Below are 24,082 nucleotides of genomic sequence, written 5' to 3'. Positions count from 1 at the left end.
GCGGTGCGGATTCGACGAGCGTCAGCTGCCGTCGTCGTGCGCGAACGTCGGCAGGGACGCCGTGATGAGCGTGCCGTCGGCGCGACGGAAGCCCTCGAGGTCGTCGGTCGACGGGGCGTCCTCGTCGACGAGCGGCCCCTGCCCGTCGAGCTCGACGGTGACGGGCGAGCCGTCGCGCACGTGCACGCGCTCCCCGCGCACCCTGACGACCGCATCCGAGCCGTCCTCGACCGTGAACGTCATCGCGTCCTGCTGCACGCGGATGCGCAGGCGGGTGCCGCGCAGCGTCATGCGGAACGTGATGCCCTCCCAGCCCTCGGGCAGGCGCGGGTCGAACGAGATCTCGCCGTCGTGGTCGCGCATGCCGCCGAAGCCGGCCGCGTACGCGAGCCAGATGCCGCCCGTCGACGCCACGTGCACGCCGTCGGGGGTGTTGCCGTGCAGGTTCGCGAGGTCGACGTACAGCGCGTCGAGGTGGTACTCGAGCGCGAGGTCGCGGTAGCCCACCTCGGCGGCGATGATCGACTGCACGACCGCCGACAGCGTCGAGTCGCCCGTCGTGAGCGCGTCGTAGTACTCGAAGTCGCGGCGCTTCTCCTCGGGCGTGAAGTGCTGCCCCTGCAGCAGCAGCGCCAGCACGACGTCGGCCTGCTTCAGCACCTGGAAGCGGTAGATCACCAACGGGTGGAAGTGCAGCAGCAGCGGGCGGTGCTCGGCCGGCGTGTTCGCCAGGTCCCACACCTCGCGCTCGAGGAACTGCGCATCCTGCGGGTGCACCCGCAGCTCGGCGTCGAACGGGATGTGCATGCCGTCGGCGGCGCGCACCCACTCCGCCACCTCCTGGGGCGTCACGCCCACGCGCGACACCATGCGCTCGTGCGCCGCGGGGTCCTCCTCGCGCAGCCGCTCGACCGCCCGGGCCGCAGCGCGAAGGTTCGCCCGTGCCATGACGTTCGTGTAGAGGTTGTCGTTCACGACGGTCGTGTACTCGTCGGGGCCCGTGACGCCGTGGATGTGGAACACGGGCTTGCCGTTCGTGCGCCAGAACCCGAGGTCTTCCCACATGCGGGCGGTCTCGACGAGCACGTCGATCGCGCCGCGCGCGAGCAGCTCCGCGTCGCCCGTGGCCTCGACGTACTGCACGATCGCATGCACGATGTCGGCGTCGATGTGGTACTGCGCCGTCGAGGCCGCGTAGTACGCGCTCGACTCCTGGCCGTTGATCGTGCGCCACGGATAGAGGGCGCCGAGCTGGTTCATCTCGGAGGCGCGGTCGCGGGCCGCGTCGAGCATGTCCTCGCGGAAGCGCAGCGCGTTGCGCGCGACGCCGGGCGACGTGTACGTGAGGAACGGCATCACGTACACCTCGGTGTCCCAGAAGTAGTGGCCGCCGTAGCCCGATCCCGAGACGCCCTTCGCGGCGATGCCGCCGCCGTCGGTGCGGGCGGATGCCTGCGCGAGCGCGAAGAGGTTCCAGCGCACGGCCTGCTGCACGGCCGCCTGACCCTCGACCTGCACGTCGGACCGTGCCCAGAAGTCGTCGAGCCACTCGCGCTGCGACGCCTTCACGGCGTCCACCCCGAGGCGCTTCGCGCGGTCGAGCGTGCGCTTCGTGCGGTCGACGAGCTCGCGCACGGGCACGTGACGGGCCGTGTGGTAGCTCGCCCACTTCGTGAGGCGGATGCGGTTGCCCGCCTTCGCCTCGATGCGGAAGACGTGCTTGGCGAGGTCCTCCTCGACGTGGCTGACGCACGAGACCTCGTCGACGGACTCGATGGCGTGCTCGATGCCCACGGCGATCGTCATGCCCGAGTTCACCGCGCGGTAGCCGAGGATCGCCCGGGGCTCGCGATCGTGCTGCGCCTTCGGCTCGAGCACGCGACCCTCGACGATCTCCGCCTTGCGGGGGTCGAAGCCCTCCGCCTCGGGCTTCGCGTGCAGGTCGTCGCGCAGGTCCTGCCGGTTCATGAGCTGGCTGGAGATGATGATCGACGCGTCGTCGAGCGGCGTCACCTCGTACTCGAGCAGCGCAAGGTGGCGCTCGGTGAACGACACGAGCCGCGACGTGCGGATGTGGATGCGCTTGCCGCTGGGCATGCGCCACTCGCACTCGCGCTCGAGCACGCCGCGCTGGAAGTCGAGGCGGCGCGAGTACGACGTGAGGTCGGCGTCGGCGAGCACGAACGGCTCGTCGTCGACGTAGAGGCGGATGATCTTCGCGTCGGGTGCGTCGATGATCGTCTGGCCGACGCGCGCGAAGCCGAAGGCCTCCTCCGCGTGCCGGATCGGCCACGTCTCGTGGAAGCCGTTCACGTACGTGCCGAAGACGTGGCCGTGGCGCGCCTCCTCGACGTTGCCGCGCAGGCCCAGGTAGCCGTTGCCGACGGCGAACAGCGTCTCGGCGGTGCCCTGGCCGTGCTGGTCGAGCTCGGTCTCGACGAGCGCCCACTCGTCGATGGGGAACCGCTGCCGGTCGAGCGGGTCGGCTGCGTCGCGCCTCATGCGGCACCTCCGGGAAGCGAGTCGATGAGCTCGTCGAGGTCGTCGACCACGAGGTCGGCCCCGTGCTCGAGCAGGGAGTCGGCGCCCGCGCCGCGGTCGACGCCGACCGTGAGCAGGAATCCGCCGGCGTGGCCGGCAGCGACGCCCGAGTGGGCGTCCTCGACGACGACGCAGTCGGTCGGCGTCAGGCCCAGCAGGCGGGCGCCCTCGACGTAGGTCGCCGGCGACGGCTTGCCCGCGAGGCCGTGCGTGGCGGCGTGGATGCCGTCGACGACCACCTCGAAGCGGTCGCGCAGGCCGGCGGCGGACAGCACGCGCTGGCCGTTGCGGCTGCTCGTGACCACGGCGACCTGCAGGCCGGCGGCCTCGGCGGCGTCGAGGAATGCGAGCGACCCCGGGTACGGCTGCACGCCGTGCTCGTCGATCTCGGCGTTGAACGCCACGTCCTTGCGGTTGCCGAGGCCGTGCACCGTGTCGGCGTCGGCGCTGTCGTTCGGCGCACCCTCGGGCAGCTCGATGCCGCGGGCGGCGAGCATGGTGCGCACGCCGTCGTAGCGGGGCTTGCCGTCGATGTGCGCGAAGTAGTCGTCGTCGGTGTACAGCGCGGCGCCGTGCGCCTCGAGCACGGGGCCGAACAGGCGCGCCCACGCGCGCATGTGCACCTCGGCCGTGGGCGTGAGCACGCCGTCGAGGTCGAACAGGATTGCGCGTGCGTCAGCGAGCGCGCTCGCGTCGCGGGAGCCGTGGATCATGCGTGCTGCGACCTCTCGGAGCCGGTGTCGTTCCTTGCATGGCGACCCGGTTCTTCCCCTGCCGCGCTCGCGAGCGACGCTACCGCAGCCCCCGCGCGCCCCGCATCTCGGCGCGATCCGTGCGATGGGCGCAGCTACGCCGCCGCGTCGATCGACGATGCATCCCTCGATTGGTCACTTCTGGCGCCCGATTGGGCAGTCGTGGTCGACGACACGCCGCAGCACGGACCACTACTGCCCAATCGATGACCCAGAGGAGCGCGGCTCACGCGGGCTGCGTCACCAGCCGCCGGTTCGCGAACTCCAGCACGGCGTCGGGGCCGAGCTCGCGGCCGAAGCCCGAGCGCTTCACGCCGCCGAACGGCAGCTCGGGTCGCGAGACGCCGAACGCGCCGATCGACACCATGCCCGCCTCGAGCCGCTCGGCGACCCACTCGGCCCGCGCCGGGTCGGCGTCGTCGAACACGTTCGCGCCGAGGCCGAAGGGCGAGTCGTTCGCCACGCGCACGGCCTCCTCCGCATCCGCCACCGGCACGACCATCGCGACGGGGCCGAAGAGCTCCTCGTGCCACACGCGCATCGCCGGCGTGACGCCCGTGAGGATGCCCGGCTCGACGAACGCGCCGGCGCCCGGGATGCGGATGCCGCCGGTCACGAGCGTCGCGCCCTCGGCGACGGCGGAGGCGACCTGCGTCACGAGGTCGGCGGCTGCCGCCTCGCTCGACATGGGGCCGAGGTCGACGCCCTCGTCGAGCGGCGAGCCGATGCGCAGCGCGCGCATGCCCTCGGCGAGGCGCTCGACGAACGCGTCGTGCAGCGACTCGTGCACGATGAACCGCTTCGCCGAGGTGCATGCCTGCCCGCAGTTGCGCGTGCGCGCCGCGATCGCGGTCTCGACGAGGCGGTCGAGGTCGTCGGTCGACAGCACGATGAACGGGTCGGAGCCGCCGAGCTCGAGCACGCACCGCGTGAGCGACCGCCCCGCGACCTCCGCCACGGCCGCGCCCGCACGCTCGGACCCGGTGAGCGAGACGCCTTGGATGCGCGGGTCGGCGATCATCGTCGCGATCTGCGCGTTGGACGCGAGCACCGTCTGGTAGGCGCCGGCGGGCAGGTCCGTCGCATCCGCCATCGCCTGCATCGCGAGCGCAGCGCCCGTGCACGAGCCCGCGTGCTTGATGATCACGGGGTTGCCGAGCAGCAGGTTCGGCGCCGCGAGGCGAGCGACCTGGTAGTACGGGAAGTTCCACGGCATGACGCCGACGATCGGCCCCGTCGGGCGCAGCTCGACGCGCGCGGCGCGGCCGCGCCAGTCGGTCTGCAGCTCGCGGTCGGCGAGCAGCTCGGGCCGATCGGCGTACCAGTCCCAGATCGAGGCCACGAGCCGCACCTCGCCGATGCCCTGCGGCAGCGGCTTGCCCATCTCGCGCGCGATCGTGGTCGCGAGCTCGACCTCCCGCTCGCGGAACGCCGCGGCGATCGACCGCATGGCGGCGATGCGCTCCTCGAGCGGGGGCATGGATGCGTGCGCCTCGGCCGCAGCGGCGAGCGCGGCCTCGATCTCGGCCTCGGTCGCCTCCGCGTGGTCGGCGAGCACCTCGCCCGTGGCTGGATCGACGGATCGGTAGGCCATGCTCGCGCTCCTCTCGCGCCGCGGTCGTCGGCGGCGCCGTGCCTGGCACGATACCCCGGGATTGCCTGGTGACGGAACGATCCGGCATGCTGGGCTTCGGACGGCACGACGAAGGAGCGGCATGAGCGAGGCCCCGCTGGCAGGGATGCTCGTCGCCGACCTCTCGCGCGTGCTCGCCGGTCCGCTCGTCGGCCAGACGCTCGCCGACCTCGGCGCGCGCGTCGTGAAGGTCGAGCGCACCGGTGCGGGCGACGACACCCGAGGGTGGGCGCCGCCGCGCTCCGCGACGGGCTCGACGTACTTCGACAGCGCCAACCGCGGCAAGGAGTCGCTGCAGCTCGACCTCGTCGATCCCGCCGACCAGGCCCTCGCGCGCGAGCTCGTCGCCCGCGCCGACGTCGTGATCGAGAACTTCAAGCCCGGCACGACCGCGCGCCTCGGCCTCGACCGCGATGCGCTGCTCGCCGCGCATCCGCGCCTGGTCTGGTGCTCGATCAGCGGCTACGGCGCCGCGCCCGGCGGCGCCGACCGCGCCGGGTACGACTTCGTGATCCAGGCGACCAGCGGCCTCATGCACGTGACCGGCGAGGCCGACGGGCCGCCGACGAAGGCGGGCGTCGCGCTTGTGGACGTGCTCACGGGCAAGGACGCGACGGCCGGCATCCTCGCGGCGCTCCTGCGCCGCGAGCGCACGGGCGTCGGCGGGCTCGTGGAGGTCGCGCTGCTGTCGAGCGCGCAGGCGGCGCTCGTGAACCAGCTGCAGGCGGTGCTCGGATCGCCGACGCTCGAGCCGCGCGTCGTCGACCCGCGCCCGTCGTCCGAGCCCATGCGGGCCGGCAGCGCGCATCCCTCGATCGTGCCGTACCAGCTGCTCGCGACCGCGGACGCGCCGCTCGCCGTCGCGGTCGGCAACGACGCGCAGTTCCGCGCGCTCTGCCGCGAGCTCGACGTCGCTGCGCTCGCCGACGATGCGCGGTTCGCGACGAACGCCGACCGCGTCGCGCACCGGGACGCGCTCGTGCCGCTGCTCGAGGAGGCGCTGGCGCACGCGCCGGCCGCCGACTGGGAGCAGCGCCTGCTCTCCGCGGGACTCGTCGCCGGGCGCGTGCGCACGATCTCCGAGGGCCTCGCGCTCGCTCGCGAGGTCGGCCTCGACCCCACACGCGAGCTGCACGGCCCCGCCGGCCGCGGCACCACCCTCGCGTCGCCCATCCGCATCGACGGCGACGCCCGCACCTCCCCCATCCCCCCACCCCTGCTCGGCCAGCACGACGCTGCGCTGCGCGTCTGGCTCACCACCAATTGAGGTTTTCGGCCGCTTTTGACATCGAAAGTGGCCGAAAACCTCCACAAGATCCGACCGACTGGAGCACCGTGACCACCGACCTGCTCGACATCGAGGCGCTGCTCAGCGACGAGGAGCGCGCGACCCGCGCCCGTGTGCGCGCGCTCGTCGACCGCGAGATCCGCCCGCACATCGCCGGCTGGTTCGACGCCGCGCACTTCCCGACCGAGATCGTGCCGGCCCTCGCCGCCGAGGGCCTGCTGGGCATGCACCTGCACGGGCACGGATGCGCGGGTCGCTCGGCCGTCGAGTACGGCATCGCGATGCAGGAGCTCGAGGCGGGCGACAGCGGCATCCGCACGTTCGTCTCGGTGCAGGGCTCGCTCGCGATGAGCGCGATCGCGAAGCACGGCAGCGACGAGCAGCAGGCCGAGTGGCTGCCGCGCATGGCGCGCGGCGAGGCGATCGGCTGCTTCGGCCTCACCGAGCCGAACGCCGGCAGCGACCCCGGCGCCATGCAGACCTTCGCGCGCCGCGACGGCGACGACTGGATCCTCGACGGCGCCAAGCGCTGGATCGGCCTCGCGTCGATCGCCGACGTCGCCGTGATCTGGGCGCAGACCGACGACGGCATCCGCGGCTTCCTCGTCGACACCGCGAGCGCCGGCTTCACCGCGACGCCCATCGCGCAGAAGCTGTCGATGCGCGCGAGCATCCAGTGCGACATCGCCCTCGACGGCGTGCGCGTGCCCGAGCGGATGCGCCTGCCGAACGCCCGCGGCCTGCGGGCTCCGTTCGAGTGCCTCAACGAGGCGCGCTTCGGCATCGCGTGGGGTGCGCTCGGCGCCGCGCGCGACTCCCTCGAGGTCGCGCTCGCCTATGCGGGCGAGCGCCAGGTCTTCGGCCGCCCGTTGTCGGGCATGCAGCTGACGCAAGCCCGCCTCGCCGAGATGGCCCTCGAGCTGCAGCAGTGCCAGCTGCTCGCCCTGCACCTCGGGCGGCGCAAGGATGCGGGCGTGCTCGAGCCGCACCAGATCTCGATGGGCAAGCTCGCGTCGTGCCGCGCCGCGATCCGCATCGCCCGCGAGGCGCGCGGCATCCTCGGTGGCAACGGCGTCACGCTCGACCTCTCGCCGATGCGGCACGCGGCGAACCTCGAGAGCGTGCGCACGTACGAGGGCACCGACGAGGTGCACACGCTCGTCATCGGGCAGGCGCTGACGGGCATCCCGGCCTTCCGCGGCTGAGTGGTCACGACTGGCGCTCGATTGGGCAGCAGTGGTCGACGACACGCCGCGAGGCGAACCACTCCTGCCCGACCGGGACGACGCGACGACCGCCGTCTCGAGCGCGACGGCGGTCGAGACGGGTCAGCGCTGCGGCGGCTGCACGTCGCGTGCGAAGAGCAGCGCGAAGGGGCTGTTGCCGGCGATCGTGGCGGTCGCATCCGGCGTCGTCCACCGCTCGAGGTGCGCGGCGATGGCCGGCAGCGCGGCCTCGGGGATGTCGTGCATCTCGAACCCGACGCCGAGGTCGACGTGCGTCAACTCGAGCCAGGCGAGGTGGTCGCGAGCGCACAGCTCGTCGCCGTCGTCGGCGGGGATCCGGGCGCCCGGCTGGTCGTCGAGTCGTCGCACCACCATGGCGAGCGTCGTCGAGAGCGCGTCGATGAGCTCGGATGCGGGTGCCTTGAGCAACGAGTCGCTCGCGAGGCCGCGCGACGGGTCGTCGGGCGCCGCGGTGATGCGTCGCGCGTGGCGGATGAGGCGGGCGATGACGTGCCTGCGGGTGCCGAGCCCGCTCGCGGCGGGGTGCAGCAGCTCGACGTCGCCCAGGCGCATCGTCGCGCCGAGGAGCCGATGGGTCGACAGGCGGACCTGCTGCTGGAAGAGGGCCGCGTCGGGGTCGGCGCGGTGGATCGGTCCTCGTTGCGGTGCCGTCGTCGTCATGTCGCATCCCCTCGCTTCGTGCACGCGCGTCGAGTGCGACGCATCATGCCGGTGCCTGGCGACCGCGGGATCGGAGTGGGGGTCTCGACGAGCGCGGCGCTGCTGCCGATCCATAGCCAATCGCGAGCCTCCGACAGACGCCAGCCGTTGACAGGCTCGGCCTCGCATGCATCACGGCATCGCGCACTGGATGGTTCGCCGACCGAACCATCTGGTCGCTCGTCGTCTGTCTCCGAGCCATGCGCGGGCAATCACTTCGCGCCCGGCCCGCCGCGGCCGCGACGGGCTATGCGATCTCGGGACGCTTCTGCCGGAACATGCGCGCCGGGGTGTCCGGACCGTCCCAGACCTGGATGATGCCCCACGCGACCGCGGCGATCGGCACGGACAGCACCGCGCCCACGATGCCGCCGAGCACGGTGCCGACGGTGAGGGCGATGAGGATGACGAGGGCGTGCAGCTTCAGCGAACGGCCCATGACGACGGGCTGCAGGAAGTTGCCCTCGAGCTGGTTCACGAGGATGACCGCGCCGAGCACGATGAGCGCCGTGACGAGGTCGTTCGCGACGAGGGCGACGAGCGTGGCGAGCGCGCCCGCGACCGTCGCGCCGACGAGCGGGATGAAGGCGAGCAGGAACACGAGCACCGCGAGCGGCAGCGCCAGCGGCACCTGCAGGATCGCGAGCGCGAGGCCGATGCCGATCGCGTCGACCGCGGCGACCGTCGCGGTACCGCGCACGTAGCCGCCGAGCGTGCCGACGGTCTTGTCGCCGATGCGCTGCGCGCGGGCGTACGACTGGCCCTCGAAGGGGCGCAGCAGGAACTCCCAGATGCGCGGACCGTCCTTGAGGAAGAAGAACAGCACGACGATCATGAGCACGAGGCCCGTGAGGAAGTTCGCGGCCGCGCTGACGCCCGCGAGCGCGCCCGAGCCGAACTGGGCGCTCGTGACGAAGTCGATGACGGTGTCGCGGAACTCGGTGATCTGGTCCTCGGTGGGCGCGAACGGCAGCGTCGAGACCCACTCGACCACCTGGTCGAAGCCCGCGACGGCCTGGTCGCGCAGCTCGCCGAACTGGTTGCGCACCGCGTTGACGATGAGCGTGACGACGCCGCCGAGCACGACGACGATCGCGAGGAGGGCGAGGATCGTCGCGACGATCGACGGCACGCCCTTGCGTCGCAGCCAGGTCATCGCCGGGGCGAACGCCGACGCGAGGATGAGGGCGAGCACCACCGGGATGATCACGAGCGTCAGCTGCGTCATCGCGAAGACGAGCCCTGCGACGACGATCACCACGAGGATGAGCTGCAGCGACCGCGTCGCGAGCCTGCCGAACGCGTCGCGCCAGAGCGGCGACGCGGATGCCGCGGCTGCGGCGTCGGGTCGCACGGCCTCGGCGGCCGGCCGGTGCTTGTGGAACAGTCCCATCGCATCCCCCTCGTGGAATGCGTCCACGCTAGCCGCGGCTGCTGGTCGCGAGCCGCAGGCGTGCGGCAGTGGCGGCGGATGCGGGGATGCGCTACGCGTCGAGGGGGCGCCTCGCGCGCAGGAGATGGCGCGTGGCATGCGCGACGAGCTCGCGGCCGCCGCGCAGCTCCTCGTCGATGGCCCGCAGCGCCGCGTCGTCGCGAAGGACGTCGAAGCCCGGCACCCACCAGACGCACTTCCGCAGGATCCATACGACGGCCCCGACGTCGGCGAAGGTCATGCGCAGCCGAGCGGTGAGCAGGTCGTCGACCTCGAGGCCCGCCGCGCGCGCGTCGTCGGCCTCGCGCTGCGGATCGCGGCCCGCGCGCTGCTCGGGCGTGGGCTCGACGAAGCGCTCGATGAGCTCGAAGGCGGACTCGCGACCGACGTGCTGGCCGAGATAGGTGCCGCCCGGCTCGAGCACGCGCCGGATCTCGGCCCAGTCGGGAGCGACGGGATGCCGCGACGAGACGAGCGCGAAGGATGCGTCGGCGAACGGCAGGGGCCGGCCGGGCTCGGCGTGCACCACCTCGACGCCCCGGACGCCGAGGCGGGCGCGAGCCCTCGCGAGGTTCGGCGGCCATCCCTCGGTCGCCGCCATGCGGCGCGGCAGCACGGGCGCCTCGTCGACGACCTCGCCGCCGCCGGTGTCGAGGTCGAGCGCGGCGTCGACGCGGCCGAGCTCGCCGGCGAGCAGCCGCGCGTAGCCCCACGGCGGCCGCTCCTCGGTCGCACGGCCGTCGAGGAAGCCGAAGCCCCAGCCGTCGACGTCGGCGGCGAGCGCCTCGGCGACGAGGTCGTCGTACGGTCGCATGCCTCGAGTCTCGCAGGCGCCGCACGGCCTCACACCGCGGGTGGCTCGCCCGTCCTCCTGACCTCCACCGCGCCGGCCCAGTCGGCGAGCTCGCGAGCGATCTCGACGGCGCGTTCCTCGCTCACGACGTCCACGAGCCAGAAGCCGATGAGCGGCGAGCCGTCGGCCAACGGCTCCTGGTGGCGCTCGGTGCTCGTCACCCTGAATCCGGGCTCGCTGAAGCCGGCGTCGGCGACGAGCTCGCCCGACGCGCGCAGGTCGTCGTCGATCCGCGTCATGAAGGCGATCATGTCGCGCATCCAGTCGGTGCTCTCGGCCTGCCTCGGCGGTCGCGGCACCCGTGGCGACGCGTACATCGTGAGCATGAAGCGCATGCCGCGACGGTAGCCACGCGTGGCTGCGATGGCAATGGCCGTCGGCGGCGTCGCGCACGGACGGCCCTCGGGCGTCGGCGGTCGCGGCTACCGTGGCGGCGTGACCGACGCATCCCTCGCCCCCGGCTACCGCATGCTGCTCGAGCCGCCCACCGTCGACGAGTACCGCAGGCTGCGCGCCGTGTCGGGCCTGTCGCCGAAGTCCGAGGGGCAGGCCGAGGGTGCGATCGCGGGCACGTGGACGTGGCGCACCGTGCGGCTCGAGGCGTCGGCCGGCTCGAATGCGGGCGAGGCCGTCGCGATGGGCCGCGTCATCGGCGACGGCGGGTGGTACTTCCTCATCGCCGACATGGCCACGCTGCCCGAGCATCAGGGTCGCGGCCTCGGCAGGGCCGTGCTGCGATCGCTGCTCGCCGAGATCCGCGAGCGCGCCGAGCCCGGCGCCTACGTCACGCTCACGGCCGACCCTCCGGGCCGCCGCCTCTACGAGGCGCACGGCTTCGACGACGTCGCGCCCGCCCGCACGGGCATGTCGCTGCTGACCTGACGCGCCCGCGCCTGCAGCCGACCGGTGATCCGTCGCGCCGACCGATCGCTCCTCGCAACGGCTGGTCGCTCATGGTCGTGACTGGTCACTCGTGCACCCGGACTGGTCAGAGATGCACGGGGACTGGTCGCAGTTGCGCCGAAGCTGCGACCAGTCGGGTGCAACTGCGACCAGTCCTCGTGCATTCGCGACCAGTCACCGGCGCCCCGATGCTGGCGTCCGTCGCGCCCAGCGGGTATCGTCGCCACCCGATCGGTCCGCGGTGAGAGCGCGGACGCAGCACGAGACGAAGACGAGAGCATGACGGAGATCCTCCGCGCCGCGACCATCGCGCGCTGAGAGCGGCCCACGCACCGCATCGGTCCTCAGCGCGCCATCCGCGCCCATGGAGGACACCGTGTCTTCGACCATCCAGCTCACCCACGTCTCCGTCGTCTGGCCAGACGGCACCGTCGCGCTCGACGACGTCTCCGGCACGTTCGGGTCCGGCGCCACCGGCCTCGTCGGCCGCAACGGCACCGGCAAGACGACCCTGCTCCGCCTCATCGCCGGCGACCTCGAGCCCACGTCGGGCACCGTCATCCGCACCGGCCAGGCGGCCACGCTGCCGCAGTCGCTGCCGTCGCATCCCGGCACCGTCGCGCAGGCGCTCGGCATCGCCGGCATCCGCGCCGCCATCGCCGCGATCGAGGGCGGCGACGTCGACCCCGCCCGCTTCGACGCCGTCGGCGATCGCTGGGGCGTGGATGCCGAGGCGCTCGCCGCGCTCGCTGCGGCGGGCGTGGACGGCGACGAGGCGCTGCTCGACCGGCCGATGCGGTCGCTGTCGGGCGGCGAGGCGATCCGCGTCGGCCTCGCGGGCATCCGCCTGTCGGGTGCACCGATCGCGTTGCTCGACGAGCCGTCGAACAACCTCGACGCCGACGCGCGCGCCGACCTGATCGCGGCGATCCGCGACTGGCCGGGCACGCTCGTCGTCGCGAGCCACGACCGAGCGCTGCTCGAGCACGTCGACCGCATCGCCGAGGTGCACGGACGCGAGCTGCGCACGTTCGACGGCCCGTGGTCGACGTACGAGCAGGCGATCGCCGCCGAGCAGGTCGCCGCGCGCCGACGGCTGCAGGATGCCGAGTCGCTGCACCGCCGCGAGCGCGCCGACCGCATCGAGGCGCACGAGCGGCGACAGCAGGCCGAGGCCGCCGGCCGTCGCAAGCAGGCCGCCGGCGGCATCCCGCGCATTATGGTGAACGCGCTGCGGAACCAGTCGGAGGCCTCGACCGCCGCGAGCCGACGACTGCACCAGAGCCGCGAGGCGAGCGCGCTCGCCGCGATCGCGACGGCCGAGGAGTCGGTGCGCGACGACCGGTCGATCCGCGTGCCGATGCCCGAGACGCGCGTGCCCAACGGCACGACGGTGCTCGAGCTCGGCGGCCCGGACGGTCGCATCGTCGTGCGCGGCCCCGAGCGCATCGCGCTCGCCGGCCGCAACGGCTCGGGCAAGACGACGCTGCTGCGCGCGATCCAGGCATGGCCGGCGACGCCCGACCGCGCAGCCGTCGCACCCGTGCTGCACCGCATCCCCGAGGTCGGCGTGCTCGCGCAGCGCACCGACGTCGACGCGTCGGCGACCCTCGTGGAGGTGCTGCGGCAGGCGAACCCGGATGCGACGCCGCACGCGGCGCGGGCGATGCTCGCGCGGTTCCTGTTCCGCGGCGACGACGGGGATCGCCTCGCGGCGGGCCTCTCGGGCGGCGAGCGCCTGCGCCTCGCGCTCGCCCGGCTGCTGCTGGCCGACCCGGCGCCGCGGCTGCTGCTGCTCGACGAGCCGACGAACGACCTCGACGTCGACGCCATCGGGCACCTCGTCGAGGCGCTCGCCGGCTTCGAGGGTGCGCTCGTCGTCGTGAGCCACGACGAGCGGTTCCTCGCCGACGTCGGCGTCACGCGCCGGTGGACCGTGGAGGAGGGGATGCTGCGCGACCGACCGGTGCGGTGACGAGCAGCGCTGCGGTCCGAGCGACCCCGGAGGCGCGATGCGTCGTCGTGGCCCCGCTCGGACCGCATCCGCGCAGCCGCGGCCACGGCCTCAGACCGTCTCGCACCCCTCGAGCGCGCCGAGCGCGCGGTCGTAGATCGCCTGCAGGCGCACGTCGTCGCCGTCGGCCGACGCGCGCACCCACTCCTCGATGGCGAGGCGGATGAGCACCGACTGCCATTCGACGAGCGCGCGCACATGCAGCTCGTCGCGGCCCGTCGCCTCCACGAGCGACGCCACGAAGCGCTCGTCGCGCTCGTGCTCCTGCCGCAGCGCGGCGGCGAGCAGCGTGGGCTCGTCGCCGATGAGCCTGCGGATGCGCAGGTGGCGGCGGTGGCCCTCGAGGTCGGCCTCGAGGTCGGCCATCTGCTCGCGCCAGAACGCGACGAGCTGCGGTCGCAGGGGCTGGGAGGCGTCGAGCATCGCGACGGCGTCCTGCATGGCGCCGGCGATCTCCTCGTCGTCGAGCACCGCCTGCTCCTTCGTGCCGCACAGGCGGTAGAAGGTGCGCGGCGAGATGCCCGCCGCGGCGGCGATGTCCTCGACCGTGGTCGCCGCGACGCCCTGCCGCTCGAAGAGGTCGATCGCGGCCTCGGCGATCTCGGCGCGCGTCTGCGACCGACGACGTTCGCGCAGGCCGACGCCTGCTGGCTGCTCGCTGGTCATGCGTCCATGCTACGGTAGTACGCGCCAATGTGGCAGTCACTGCCAGCATGGCGCGGATGCGCAGATCGACGGAGCTCGGCGCCGGGCCCGGGTGCGCGTGCACCCTTCGAGGCTCGCTCCGCTCGCACCTCAGGGAGCGGGGACCAGCAGACGAGACGCAGCAGCGCAGACGAGGACGACATGACCACCACCACCGCATCCACCCCCACGATCGAGCGGGTGCCGCCCCGCCCCGGCCCCGTGCTGGCGCTGCTCGTCGCGAGCGCCTTCGTCGTCATCCTCAACGAGACGATCATGGGCGTCGCGATCCCGCAGCTCACGGTCGACCTCGGCATCACGACGAGCACGGCGCAGTGGCTCACGACCGGCTTCCTGCTCACGATGGCCGTCGTCATCCCCACGACCGGCTTCCTGCTGCAGCGCTTCCCGCTGCGCTCCCTCTTCTTCGTGGCGATGGGCCTCTTCACCGCGGGCACGCTCGTCGCAGCGCTCGCGCCGGGCTTCGGCATGCTGCTCGTCGGCCGCGTCGTGCAGGCCGCGGGCACGGCGATCATGATGCCGCTGCTGTTCACGACCGTGCTGTCGGTCATCCCGCCCGAGCGTCGCGGCCGCTTCATGGGCGTCGTCTCGGTCGTCATCGCCGTCGCACCCGCGGTCGGCCCCACGGTGTCCGGCCTCATCCTGTCGACGTTCGAGTGGCGCTGGCTGTTCATCTTCGTGCTGCCGATCGCGGTGCTGTCGCTCGTGCTCGGCTCGGTGTTCGTGAAGAACCTCACCGAGACGCAGCCGAGCCACCTCGACGTCGTCTCGATCCCGCTCGCGGCGATCGGCTTCGGCGGCCTCGTCTACGGCCTCTCGTCGATCGGCGAGTCGGCGGAGGGCCACTCGGGCGTGCCGCTGTGGATCCCCCTCGGCATCGGCGTCGCCGCCCTCGCCGCCTTCGTGTGGCGCCAGCTGGCGCTCGGCAGCACCGACCGCGTGCTGCTGAACCTCTCGGTGTTCCGCACCCGCTCGTTCGCCCTCGCGGTCGCGCTCGTGATCGTCGTGTTCGCGGTGCTGCTCGGCACGCTCATCCTGCTGCCGCTCTACCTGCAGAACGTGCTGGGCCTCGACACGCTCGCGACGGGCCTCATGCTGCTGCCCGGCGGCGTGCTCATGGGCGTGCTCGCGCCCATCGTCGGCAACCTCTTCGACCGCTTCGGCCCGCGGCCGCTCGTGCTGCCCGCCGCGATCGTCACGAGCGGCGCCCTGTGGTGGATGACGACGCTCGACGCCGACTCGACGGTGCCGACGATCATCGCGATGCATCTCGTGCTCAACGCGGGCCTCGCGTTCATGTTCACGCCGCTGCTCACGTCGGCGCTCGGCTCGCTGCCGCGCCGCCTGTACTCGCACGGCTCGGCGATCATGTCGACGCTGCAGCAGGTCGCGGGCGCGGCGGGCACGGCGCTGTTCGTGACGCTCATGGCCGTCGGTGCCTCCGCTGCCGCCGCGGAGGGCGTGACGGATGCGGCCGCCGCGACGAGCGCCGGCGTGCACACCGCGTTCCTCGTGGGCGCATGCCTGTCGCTCGCCGCCGTCGTGCTCGCCGTGTTCGTGCGCGGCGGCTCGGCGAAGGACGAGGCGCGGGCCGACGCCGACGGCGCGGTGCAGCCCGTCCACTGACGCTCGTCGGATCCGCACGCCAGCGGGCTCTCAGGTGCAGGATGCACCTCGAGGCCCGCTGACGTGCGGATTCGACGCGATCGGCGCCGCTACTCCCGCGCCGCCTCCGCCTCGTCGTAGCGCTCGCGAGCGGCCTCGACGTCGGCCATGTGCCGCGTCGACCACTGCAGCAGCGCGTCGATGAGGTCCTGCAGCCCCTGCCCGACCGGCGCGATGCGGTACTCGACCGCGACGGGCCGGTCGCTGAGCACGACGCGCTCGACCATGCCGTTGCGCTCGAGCCTGCGCAGCGTCGCCGTGAGCGACTTCTGCGTGATGGCGGGGATGGATCGGCGCAGGCCGTTGAAGCGCAGGGCGCCGTGCTCGCAGAGCCGGTCGAGCACCTCGAGCGACCAGCGGTCGAGCAGCTGGTCGAGCAGCTCGCGGTGCGCGCCGGTGATGGTCGTGGGCTCGGTCGTGGTCTCGTGCACGACACCTAGTCTCGTTGCGGTGCCTGTGGGGTACCAGGGTTCGATGGGATACCTCCAACCGACTTCGACAGGAAGGCATCCCATGAGCGTCGAGCTGCTGAGCCCCGAGGGCCTGTTCCAGCCCGTCCCCTACCACCACGTCGCGATCGGCACGGGCTCGCGGCACGTGCACGTCGCCGGGCAGATCGACCGCGACGGCGAGGGTCGCGCACGCTCCGGCGGCGATCTGCGCGGCCAGGTCGCCGAGGTGCTGCGCAACGCGCACCGAGCGCTCGCCGGCGCCGGTGCGACGTTCGACGACGTCGTGCGCCTGCGCTTCTTCGCGGCCCGCTGGCAGCCCGAGCACATGGACGCCTTCCTCGCGGGCGTCGCCGACGTCGCCGACGAGCTCGGGCTGCCGAGCCCGCTGCCGCCGGCCTCGCTCATCGGCGTCGACATCCTCTTCGAGCCCGACGTGCGCATCGAGCTCGAGGTCGAGGCGATCGTCGACTGACGTCGTCCGCGCGTGACGCCCAGCGGGCCGTCGAGGCAACCCCCTCCACGGCCCGCCGGGCGCCACGCGCGACCGTGCCAGGCTGAGGAGCAGCGGCATCCGCGACCCACGACGACGCGAGGAGCACCATCATGCGAGCGACGATCATCCACGGCGAGCGCGACGTGCGCGTGGAGGACGTGCCGGATCCGGTGCTCGCCACGGGGCCGGAGGCGAGCGGCCGCGACGCGATCGTGCGCGTCGTCGCCGCCTGCGTGTGCGGCTCGGACCTGTGGCCGTATCGCGGCGTGCGTCCCACCGAGGAGCCGCGCCGCATCGGCCACGAGTTCGTCGGCGTCGTCGAGGAGGTCGGCGCGGCCGTGCGCACGATGCAGCCGGGCGACTTCGTCATCGCGCCGTTCGTCATCTCGTGCGGCGAGTGCATCAACTGCGTCAACGGCATCACGACGTCGTGCCTGCACGGCGGCGGCTGGGGCTCGGAGGGCGAGGAGGGCTTCGCGGATGCGGGACAGGGCGAGCGCGTGCGCGTGCCCCTCGCCGACGGCACGCTCGTGGTCGTGCCCGGCACCCCGGCAGCCGAGCTCATCCCCAGCCTGCTCGCGCTCTCCGACGTCATGCCGACGGGGCACCATGCGGCGGTGTCGGGCGGCGTGCGCGAAGGCTCGACGGTCGCGGTCGTCGGCGACGGCGCCGTGGGCCTGAGCGCCGTCCTGGCCGCGAAGCGGCTGGGCGCCTCGCGGATCGTGGCCATGTCGCGGCACGAGGATCGGCAGCGGCTCGCCCGCGAGCTCGGCGCGACCGACGTCGTGCCCGAGCGCGGCGACGAGGGCGTCGAGCGCCTGCACGCCATGTTCGACGGCATCGGCCCCGACGTCGTGCTGGAGTGCGTCGGCACCGAGGAGTCGATGGACCAGGCGCTGCGGTCGGCACGGCCGGGCGGCCAGGTCGGCTTCGTCGGCGTGCCCGCCGGCGGCCCCGAGCTGCCCATCCGGCAGCTGTTCTCCACGAACGTCGGCGTGCGCGGCGGCGTCGCCCCCGTGCGCACGTACATCGACGAGCTGCTCGCCGAGGTGCTCGACGGCAGCCTGGACCCCGGCCGCGTCTTCGACATGGAGGTGCCGCTCGACGACGTCGCCGAGGCGTACCGCGCGATGGACGAGCGGCGTGCGATCAAGGTGATCGTCCGGCCCTGACGTCGCGATCGGCGGCGGGTACAGGCAGGCCCTCCCTGTGCCGCGCGCGCCCGGCGTACCGTGACCTCCATGGGAGACATGCGCAAGGAGATCCGGGAGTTCCTCACGTCCCGGCGCGCTCGCATCACCCCCGAGCAGGCCGGCCTGCCGGCGTACGGCGGCAACCGCCGCGTCGCGGGGCTGCGTCGCGAGGAGGTCGCGATGCTCACGGGCGTCTCGGTCGACTACTACGTGCGGCTCGAGCGCGGCAGCCTCGGCGGCGCATCCGAGTCGGTGCTCGACGCCCTGGCGCGCACGCTGCAGCTCGACGAGGCCGAGCGCCTCTACCTCCACGACCTCGCGCGGTCGGTCGCGCCCTCGCGCAAGGCTCCGCAGCCGACCGCGACGAGCGTGCGCCCTGCCGTGCTGCAGGTGCTCGACGCCATCACCGGGCCGGCGTGGGTGCGCAACGGCAGGCACGACATCATCGCCGCGAACGCCATGGGCAGGGCGCTCTACCAGCCGGTCTTCGACGATCCGCATCGCCCCGTGAACACGACGCGCTTCATCTACATGAACCCCGCGGCGCGGGAGTTCTGGCGCGACTACGACCGCATCGCCAACGACGCCGCCGCGATGCTGCGCATGGAGGCGGGCCGCGCGCCGCACGACCCCGACCTCATCCGCCTCGTCGGCGAGCTGTCGACGTGCAGCGAGCTGTTCCGCGAGCGCTGGGCGTCGCGCGACGTGCACCTGCACCGCTCGGGTCGCAAGCGCCTGCACCACCCGATCGTCGGCGACCTCGACCTCGACTACGAGTCGATGGAGCTGCCCAGCGAGCCGGGCCTCGTGCTCAACGTGTACACGGCCCCGGCGGACACGCCGTCGGCGGACGGGCTGCGCGTGCTCGCGTCGTGGGTCGCGACGCACGACGCGAGCTCGGCGCTGCCGACGACCGTCGAGGGCTAGCGGGGCTCGACGCGATCGGACCCGTCGACGGCGCGGATGACGCGTGCCGGCGAGCCGATGGCGACGGTGCCCGCGGGGACGTCGCGCGTGACGATCGAGCCCGCGCCGATCACGGCGTCGTCGCCGATCGTCACGCCCGGCAGCACCGTCACGCGCGCGCCGAGCCAGACGTTGCGGCCGAGCACGACGGGCGCGGGCACGAGGTCGGCGCGACGATCGGGTGCCATGCCGTGCTGCAGCGTCGCGATGATGACGTCGTGGCCGATGAGGCAGTCGTCGCCGATCGTGATGCCGCCCTGATCCTGGAATCGGCAGCCGGCGTTGATGAAGACGCGTCGCCCGATCCTCGTGCTCCTGCCGAAGTCGGTCGTGAACGGCGGGAACAACGTCACGGAGTCGTCGATGGGTGCGCCGGTGAGCGCCGAGAGCAGCTCCCGCACGCGTGCGGGCTCGTGGTAGCGACCGTTGAGCTCGCCCGTGACGCGCAGCGCCTCCTGGCTCGTGGCGTGCATGACGGCGTGCAACGGCGATCCTCCTGGGATCGTCTCGCCGGCATCGAGGGCGGCGAGCAGGTCGTCGAGGGTCGGTGCGGACTCGGTCATGGGTGCTCCTTCTCGGTGGATGGTCGGCGCAGGCGGATGCGGGGCGAGCGCGACGCCGCGTCCCGCATCCATGCGTGCGGGCTCAGCCCGGGTACTCCCCGTCGGCGAGATGCGCGCCCCACGTCGCCTCGGGCTCGTCGGCGGCCGGGTCGGGCGCCTCGGTGAGGGTGAGGTGCGTCATGGCGTGGTCGGCGCTCGCACCGTGCCAGTGCCATTCGCCAGGCGGGGTGCGCACGGTGTCGCCGGCGCGCAGCTCGATGAGCTCGCCGCCGCGCGACTGCACGTAGCCGACGCCCGCCGTCACGTGCAGCGTCTGCCCGACGGCGTGGCAGTGCCACGCCGTGTGCGCGCCCGGCGCGAAGCGCACGGATGCGAGGCGAGCGCGAGACGGCTCCTCGCCGCTGTAGAGCATGTCGACCTGCACGTGCCCGACGAACATCTCGGCCGCACCCGTGGCGGTCGGCCGCTGCGGCAGCCGCTCGGTGCTCACAGCCCGACCCGCTGGAGACCGACCTCGTCGTAGCGCGCGCCGGTGACGGGGATGCGCTCGACGAGCGCGTCGAGGTCGGCGACGTCGGCGTCCGAGAGGGCGATGGATGCGGCTTCGACGTTCTCGTCGACCCGCTCGCGACGGCGGGTGCCGGGGATCGGCACGATCCACGGCTGCTGCGCGAGCAGCCACGCGAGCGCGACCTGGCCGGGCGTCGCGCCGCGAGCGGCGGCGAGCGACCGCACGTGGTCGACGAGCGCCTGGTTCGCCGCGAGGCTCTCGGGGGCGAAGCGCGGCGTCGTGGCGCGGAACTCGCCCTGCGTGAACGTCGCATCCGCGCCGATGGTGCCGGTCAGGAATCCCTTGCCGAGCGGGCTGAACGGCACGAAGCCGATGCCGAGCTCCGCGAGCGTCGGCAGGATCTCGGCCTCGGGGTCGCGCGTCCACAGCGAGTACTCGCTCTGCAGCGCCGTCACGGGGAAGACGGCGTGCGCACGGCGGATGGTCGCGGCGCCTGCCTCCGACATGCCGAAGTGGCGCACCTTGCCCTCGGCGACGAGGTCGGCGACGGTGCCGGCGACGTCCTCGATGGGCACGCCGGGATCCACGCGGTGCTGGTAGAAGAGGTCGATCGCGTCGATGCCGAGACGCTGCAGCGACGCGTCGGCGACTCGCCGGATCTGCTCGGGGCGCGAGTTCGTGCCGACCATGCGCCCGTCGACGATGTCCCAGCCGAACTTCGTCGCCACCGTCACGCGGTCGCGGATGGGCGCGATCGCCTCGCCGACGAGCCGCTCGTTGTCGTACGGGCCGTAGACCTCGGCGGTGTCGATGAGCGTGACGCCGCGGTCGACGGCGTGACGGATGACGCCGATCATGTCGTCGCGATCGCCGGGGTTGGGGCCGTAGCTCATCGACATGCCCATGGCGCCGAATCCGACGGCGCCGACCGTCAGGCCCTCGCCGGTCGCGCCGTGGCCGAGTGTCCTCTGGTGCATCGTGTGCTCCCGTCGAGAGAAGGATGGATGCGTCCATCCCACGCCTTCGGGCTCGGATGCGGGAGTGCGGCCCGAGACGGGTACCGGCAGTGCCTCCCTCGGCTCCAACCCGTCCGACGCTCCCCACCAGCTGGTCGAGGAGCGCGCGAGCCCTCGGCGAGCACGCGTCACGAGACCACGTGACCGCGTCTCGTGTCCAGCCATGCGGGTGCTCGCGTCGAGCGGGCACGTCACGCGGTCTCGTGGCGGCTCCTCGCTGCGCTCGGGGCCTCCTCGACCAGCTGGGAGGAGACCGCTCCTCATCCCCAGGACCGCTCCCCGAGGTGCGAGCGAAGCGAGCCTCGAAGGGAGCCCACCGGGGACTCAGCCCACCGCGCTCCGCCGCTCCATGAGCACCGTGTCCCGCCACGTGCCGTCGGGCATCTGCGCGATGCGCTCGCGCGTGCCGACGACGCGGAACCCGGCGCGCTCGTGCAGGCGGATGCTGCCGACGTTCTCGGGGAAGATCGCCGACTGGATGGTCCAGATGCCGAGCGCGTCGGCGTCCGCGATCAGCCGCCGCAGCAGCATCCCGCCGATGCCGCGCCCGTGCTCGCCCTGGGCCACGTAGACGGAGTGCTCGACGACGCCGCGGTAGACGGCGCGCGCCGACACCTGCGACGCGGCGACCCAGCCGACGATCGCGCCGTCGTCGTCGACGGCGACGCTGCTCAGCCCTGCGACCCGCGACGCGAGGAACGCGTCACGATCGGGCGTCGCGGCCTCGAAGGTCGCGAGGCCGGAGGCGATGCCGTCGGCGTAGATGCGCTCGACGGCGGCCCAGTCGCTGGGGTCCATGGGTCGCAGCACGATCGTCACGCGTCGAGCCTGGCACCTCCGCGCGTCTGGGGGCCGACCTACGACGACGCGGTGCCCGACGCGGCCGCCGCCGCGACCGCCGTCGACACCGACACCGTCGCCGCCAGCACGCCCGCGACGTACACGTCGACGGCCGACGCACCCCAGTCGCCCTGCTGCAGCGCGAGCGCGCGCGAGGCGACGTCGTTCGTCCACGGGATGCGCGCGTGCAGCGCCGGCAGCTGATCGCTCGCCCACAGCAGCGCCGCGAGCGCCGCCGTGCGCGCGTCGGGCTGCTCGCCGTCGACGAGCACGGCGCGCAGGCGCGCGACGACGGCATCCTCGTGCGTCGAGTCGAGCGTGCGCAGGCGCGTGACGGGGATGAACCCCAGCACGCGCTCCCGCGAGCGGGCCACGAGGCCGCGCTCCTCGAGCCGGTCGAGCACGTCCTCCCGCAGCGAGGGGCCGATCTCGGCGATGCGCGTGAGCACGAGGCGTCGCTTGGTCGCGATGGTGTCGAACGCCGCACGCAGCAGCGGGTCGGCGGGCGGCGTCGCGCCCGGCACGACCTCGACGGTCTGGCCCGAGTCGGTGCGCACGAGGCCGCGCTGCGCGAGCTCGACGATCACGGCGCCGCCGAGGATCGCGTACAGCATCCCCTCGCCGTGGATGTGGCCGCCGTCGTCGTCGAGCAGCACGAGCAGCAGGTCCTCGACGAGCAGCAGGTCGTCGTCCATGGATGTCCCCTCCCGGCCGAGCGAGCCCCGACCCGATGCATCCAGTACGCACCGTGCCCTCGGGGCCGAGTCAACCCCGAGCCCGGGACGTCGACCGTCCCTGACGTCCCCCGCGCACGACGAAGGCCCCGGATCCTATGAATCCGGGGCCTTCGCGTCTGCTCCGTGGAGCACCGTGCGCGAGGGGGGACTTGAACCCCCACGCCCTTGCGGGCACTGGCACCTGAAGCCAGCGCGTCTGCCAATTCCGCCACTCGCGCGTGCGGCCGCATCGCTGCAGGCCAACCCCGCGATCCTATCAGGTCCGAAGGGCCTTGCGACGCGGTCGCCACGTTCATCCCGTACCCTGAGGGGCGCACGAGACGAGAGGCACGACAAGACGGTGGGATTCCTCGACAGCTTCGAGCGTGGGCTCGAGCGGGTCGTCAATGGCGCGTTCGCCAAGACGTTCCGCAGCGGCGTCGAGCCGTTGGAGATCGCGGCTGCGCTCAAGCGGGAGCTCGACACCAACGCGTCCGTCGTCTCGCGCGACCGCATCCTCGTGCCCAATCGCCTCACCGTGCGCCTGTCGCCCGAGGACCACGGGCGCATGCAGCGCCTGGGCGAGTCGCTCACCGACGAGCTGCGCTCGGCGATCCAGAAGCACGCCGCCGAGAACCAGTACTCGTTCGCGGGCGGCATCGACCTGACGCTCGAGCGCGACGACGCCCTCGCGACGGGCATCCTCGCCGTGGATGCGGAGCTCGCGAAGGGCGAGGTCGCGTGGCGCGCGGTCGTCGACATCAAGGGCAACCGCGTCTCGCTGCGCAAGGGCCGCACGATCATCGGGCGCGGCTCGGATGCCGACATCACGGTCGACGACGCGGGCGCCTCGCGTGCGCACGCCGAGATCGTCTGGGACGGCTCGCGCGCCCAGATCTCGGATCTCGGCTCGACGAACGGCACGCTGCTCAACGGCCGCACGCTGAAGAAGTCGCTGCTCGAGCCCGACTCGATCATCGACATCGGCTCGACGCGGCTCGTCTACCGCGTGCTGGCGGAGTCGAGGGGCGACCGATGACCGCACTGACGCTGCTGCTGCTGCGCGTGGCCTTCCTCGTGCTCCTGTGGGTCTTCATCTTCATCGTCGTGTACTCGCTGCGCAGCGACCTGTTCGGATCGCGCATCACGCGGCTGCAGCAGCCCGGCACGCCGACGCCGAGCCCGAGCCCTGCGCCGTCGACGCCGCCGCGCGCATCCGCACCGGTCGCCTCCTCCGACGCCGCCACGACGGTCACGAACATGGGTCGCGGCTCGCGCAGCGCCAGCACCGCGGCCCCCGTGGCTCGTCCGGCGAGCCGACTCGTCGTCACGGGCGGCCCGCGCGCCGGGCTCGAGATCGACCTCCCCACGACGGGACTCACGATCGGTCGCTCGAGCGGCTCCGGGCTGCAGGTGAAGGACGACTACACGTCGTCGAACCACGCCCGCCTCGTGCTGCGCGGCGACGAGTGGCGCATCGAGGACCTCGGCTCGACGAACGGCACGTTCGTCGCCGGGCGTCGCGTGCAGGGATCCGCGGCCGCAGCCACGGGCGTGGAGCTGCGCATCGGCACCACCACGTTCGAGCTGAGGCGGTGAC

24 protein-coding genes and 1 tRNA gene are annotated in these 24,082 nt (G+C 73.1%); 10 read left to right on the top strand and 15 right to left on the bottom strand.

Going from position 1 to position 24,082, the window contains the following annotated elements; all coding sequences use genetic code 11:
• Window positions 1-21 precede the first annotated feature (21 nt).
• The 3 genes from FS793_RS15235 to FS793_RS15225 form a co-directional block, all read right to left on the bottom strand.
• Complete coding sequence (locus FS793_RS15235) at window positions 22-2,502, bottom strand: glycoside hydrolase family 65 protein (protein WP_144721866.1); 2,481 nt, start codon at window positions 2,500-2,502, stop codon at window positions 22-24.
• Window positions 2,499-3,254: an HAD family hydrolase gene (locus tag FS793_RS15230; protein ID WP_144721864.1), complete on the bottom strand. Its 756-nt coding sequence runs from the start codon at window positions 3,252-3,254 to the stop codon at window positions 2,499-2,501. The genes FS793_RS15235 and FS793_RS15230 overlap by 4 nt, the downstream gene beginning before the upstream one ends.
• 265 nt (window positions 3,255-3,519) lie before the next feature.
• On the bottom strand, window positions 3,520-4,887 hold the full coding sequence (locus tag FS793_RS15225; protein ID WP_144721861.1) for an aldehyde dehydrogenase family protein: 1,368 nt from the start codon (window positions 4,885-4,887) through the stop codon (window positions 3,520-3,522).
• A gap of 121 nt (window positions 4,888-5,008) precedes the next feature.
• On the opposite strand from FS793_RS15225, the gene FS793_RS15220 reads away from it, so the two are divergent.
• Window positions 5,009-6,193 carry a CaiB/BaiF CoA transferase family protein gene (locus tag FS793_RS15220; protein ID WP_144721859.1) on the top strand — a complete coding sequence of 395 codons (1,185 nt, stop codon included), beginning with the start codon at window positions 5,009-5,011 and terminating at the stop codon, window positions 6,191-6,193.
• Between the two features lie 68 nt (window positions 6,194-6,261).
• Complete coding sequence (locus FS793_RS15215) at window positions 6,262-7,419, top strand: acyl-CoA dehydrogenase family protein (protein ID WP_144721857.1); 1,158 nt, start codon at window positions 6,262-6,264, stop codon at window positions 7,417-7,419.
• 123 nt (window positions 7,420-7,542) lie between these two features.
• Here FS793_RS15215 and FS793_RS15210 read toward each other — a convergent pair whose 3' ends face one another.
• The 4 genes from FS793_RS15210 to FS793_RS15195 form a co-directional block, all read right to left on the bottom strand.
• Window positions 7,543-8,121, bottom strand: coding sequence for a hypothetical protein (locus tag FS793_RS15210; RefSeq protein WP_144721855.1), 579 nt, complete (start codon window positions 8,119-8,121; stop codon window positions 7,543-7,545).
• Window positions 8,122-8,407: 286 nt separating this feature from the next.
• Window positions 8,408-9,553 (bottom strand): AI-2E family transporter, encoded by a 1,146-nt coding sequence (locus FS793_RS15205; RefSeq protein WP_144721853.1) that lies wholly within the window; start codon window positions 9,551-9,553, stop codon window positions 8,408-8,410.
• 91 nt (window positions 9,554-9,644) lie between these two features.
• A complete protein-coding gene (locus tag FS793_RS15200) occupies window positions 9,645-10,406 on the bottom strand; it encodes a methyltransferase domain-containing protein (RefSeq protein WP_144721851.1) in 762 nt (253 codons plus the stop codon).
• Between the two features lie 29 nt (window positions 10,407-10,435).
• The gene (locus tag FS793_RS15195; protein WP_144721849.1) at window positions 10,436-10,780 is read right to left on the bottom strand and encodes a YciI family protein; all 345 of its coding nucleotides are present in this window, start codon (window positions 10,778-10,780) and stop codon (window positions 10,436-10,438) included.
• 100 nt (window positions 10,781-10,880) lie between these two features.
• On the opposite strand from FS793_RS15195, the gene FS793_RS15190 reads away from it, so the two are divergent.
• Both FS793_RS15190 and FS793_RS15185 read left to right on the top strand, forming a co-directional pair.
• The gene (locus tag FS793_RS15190) at window positions 10,881-11,327 is read left to right on the top strand and encodes a GNAT family N-acetyltransferase (RefSeq protein WP_260980209.1); all 447 of its coding nucleotides are present in this window, start codon (window positions 10,881-10,883) and stop codon (window positions 11,325-11,327) included.
• Between the two features lie 397 nt (window positions 11,328-11,724).
• The gene (locus tag FS793_RS15185; RefSeq protein WP_222123777.1) at window positions 11,725-13,323 is read left to right on the top strand and encodes an ATP-binding cassette domain-containing protein; all 1,599 of its coding nucleotides are present in this window, start codon (window positions 11,725-11,727) and stop codon (window positions 13,321-13,323) included.
• 90 nt (window positions 13,324-13,413) lie between these two features.
• Here the strand turns inward: FS793_RS15185 and FS793_RS15180 are convergent, their stop codons facing one another.
• On the bottom strand, window positions 13,414-14,028 hold the full coding sequence (locus FS793_RS15180; RefSeq protein ID WP_144721845.1) for a TetR/AcrR family transcriptional regulator: 615 nt from the start codon (window positions 14,026-14,028) through the stop codon (window positions 13,414-13,416).
• Window positions 14,029-14,208: 180 nt separating this feature from the next.
• On the opposite strand from FS793_RS15180, the gene FS793_RS15175 reads away from it, so the two are divergent.
• Window positions 14,209-15,693, top strand: coding sequence for an MDR family MFS transporter (locus FS793_RS15175; RefSeq protein ID WP_144721843.1), 1,485 nt, complete (start codon window positions 14,209-14,211; stop codon window positions 15,691-15,693).
• Window positions 15,694-15,782: 89 nt separating this feature from the next.
• Here the strand turns inward: FS793_RS15175 and FS793_RS15170 are convergent, their stop codons facing one another.
• Window positions 15,783-16,163: a winged helix-turn-helix transcriptional regulator gene (locus FS793_RS15170; RefSeq protein ID WP_260980208.1), complete on the bottom strand. Its 381-nt coding sequence runs from the start codon at window positions 16,161-16,163 to the stop codon at window positions 15,783-15,785.
• A gap of 82 nt (window positions 16,164-16,245) precedes the next feature.
• Between FS793_RS15170 and FS793_RS15165 the strand changes: the two genes are divergently transcribed.
• From FS793_RS15165 to FS793_RS15155, 3 genes are all read left to right on the top strand, one after another.
• Window positions 16,246-16,656, top strand: a complete 411-nt coding sequence (locus FS793_RS15165; protein WP_144721839.1) for a RidA family protein — start codon at window positions 16,246-16,248, stop codon at window positions 16,654-16,656.
• Between the two features lie 131 nt (window positions 16,657-16,787).
• On the top strand, window positions 16,788-17,849 hold the full coding sequence (locus tag FS793_RS15160) for a zinc-dependent alcohol dehydrogenase family protein (protein ID WP_144721837.1): 1,062 nt from the start codon (window positions 16,788-16,790) through the stop codon (window positions 17,847-17,849).
• Between the two features lie 69 nt (window positions 17,850-17,918).
• Window positions 17,919-18,797, top strand: a complete 879-nt coding sequence (locus FS793_RS15155; RefSeq protein ID WP_144721835.1) for a helix-turn-helix transcriptional regulator — start codon at window positions 17,919-17,921, stop codon at window positions 18,795-18,797.
• On the opposite strand, the gene FS793_RS15150 is transcribed toward FS793_RS15155, so the two are convergent.
• The 6 genes from FS793_RS15150 to FS793_RS15125 form a co-directional block, all read right to left on the bottom strand.
• Window positions 18,794-19,399, bottom strand: a complete 606-nt coding sequence (locus FS793_RS15150; RefSeq protein ID WP_144721833.1) for a DapH/DapD/GlmU-related protein — start codon at window positions 19,397-19,399, stop codon at window positions 18,794-18,796. The genes FS793_RS15155 and FS793_RS15150 overlap by 4 nt on opposite strands.
• A gap of 82 nt (window positions 19,400-19,481) precedes the next feature.
• The gene (locus FS793_RS15145) at window positions 19,482-19,889 is read right to left on the bottom strand and encodes a (R)-mandelonitrile lyase (protein WP_260980207.1); all 408 of its coding nucleotides are present in this window, start codon (window positions 19,887-19,889) and stop codon (window positions 19,482-19,484) included.
• Entirely contained in the window at window positions 19,886-20,887 is a 1,002-nt protein-coding gene (locus FS793_RS15140; protein WP_144721831.1) for an aldo/keto reductase, read from the bottom strand. The genes FS793_RS15145 and FS793_RS15140 overlap by 4 nt, the downstream gene beginning before the upstream one ends.
• Window positions 20,888-21,250: 363 nt before the next feature.
• Window positions 21,251-21,745 carry a GNAT family N-acetyltransferase gene (locus FS793_RS15135; RefSeq protein ID WP_260980206.1) on the bottom strand — a complete coding sequence of 165 codons (495 nt, stop codon included), beginning with the start codon at window positions 21,743-21,745 and terminating at the stop codon, window positions 21,251-21,253.
• A gap of 38 nt (window positions 21,746-21,783) precedes the next feature.
• Window positions 21,784-22,461 (bottom strand): GOLPH3/VPS74 family protein, encoded by a 678-nt coding sequence (locus FS793_RS15130; RefSeq protein ID WP_144721828.1) that lies wholly within the window; start codon window positions 22,459-22,461, stop codon window positions 21,784-21,786.
• Window positions 22,462-22,637: 176 nt separating this feature from the next.
• A tRNA-Leu gene (locus FS793_RS15125) sits at window positions 22,638-22,721 on the bottom strand.
• A 122-nt stretch (window positions 22,722-22,843) separates the two neighbouring features.
• Between FS793_RS15125 and FS793_RS16340 the strand changes: the two genes are divergently transcribed.
• Both FS793_RS16340 and FS793_RS15115 read left to right on the top strand, forming a co-directional pair.
• The gene (locus FS793_RS16340) at window positions 22,844-23,521 is read left to right on the top strand and encodes an FhaA domain-containing protein (RefSeq protein ID WP_186329557.1); all 678 of its coding nucleotides are present in this window, start codon (window positions 22,844-22,846) and stop codon (window positions 23,519-23,521) included.
• Window positions 23,518-24,081: an FHA domain-containing protein FhaB/FipA gene (locus tag FS793_RS15115; protein WP_144721826.1), complete on the top strand. Its 564-nt coding sequence runs from the start codon at window positions 23,518-23,520 to the stop codon at window positions 24,079-24,081. The genes FS793_RS16340 and FS793_RS15115 overlap by 4 nt, the downstream gene beginning before the upstream one ends.
• The last annotated feature ends 1 nt before the right edge of the window (window position 24,082 follow it).

Origin of the sequence: Agrococcus jejuensis (genome assembly GCF_007679035.1) — a bacterium.
Lineage (GTDB): Bacteria > Actinomycetota > Actinomycetes > Actinomycetales > Microbacteriaceae > Agrococcus > Agrococcus jejuensis_A.
The sequence above is the reverse complement of the archived record's forward strand: the minus strand, read 5'-3'. Positions and strand labels throughout refer to the sequence as shown.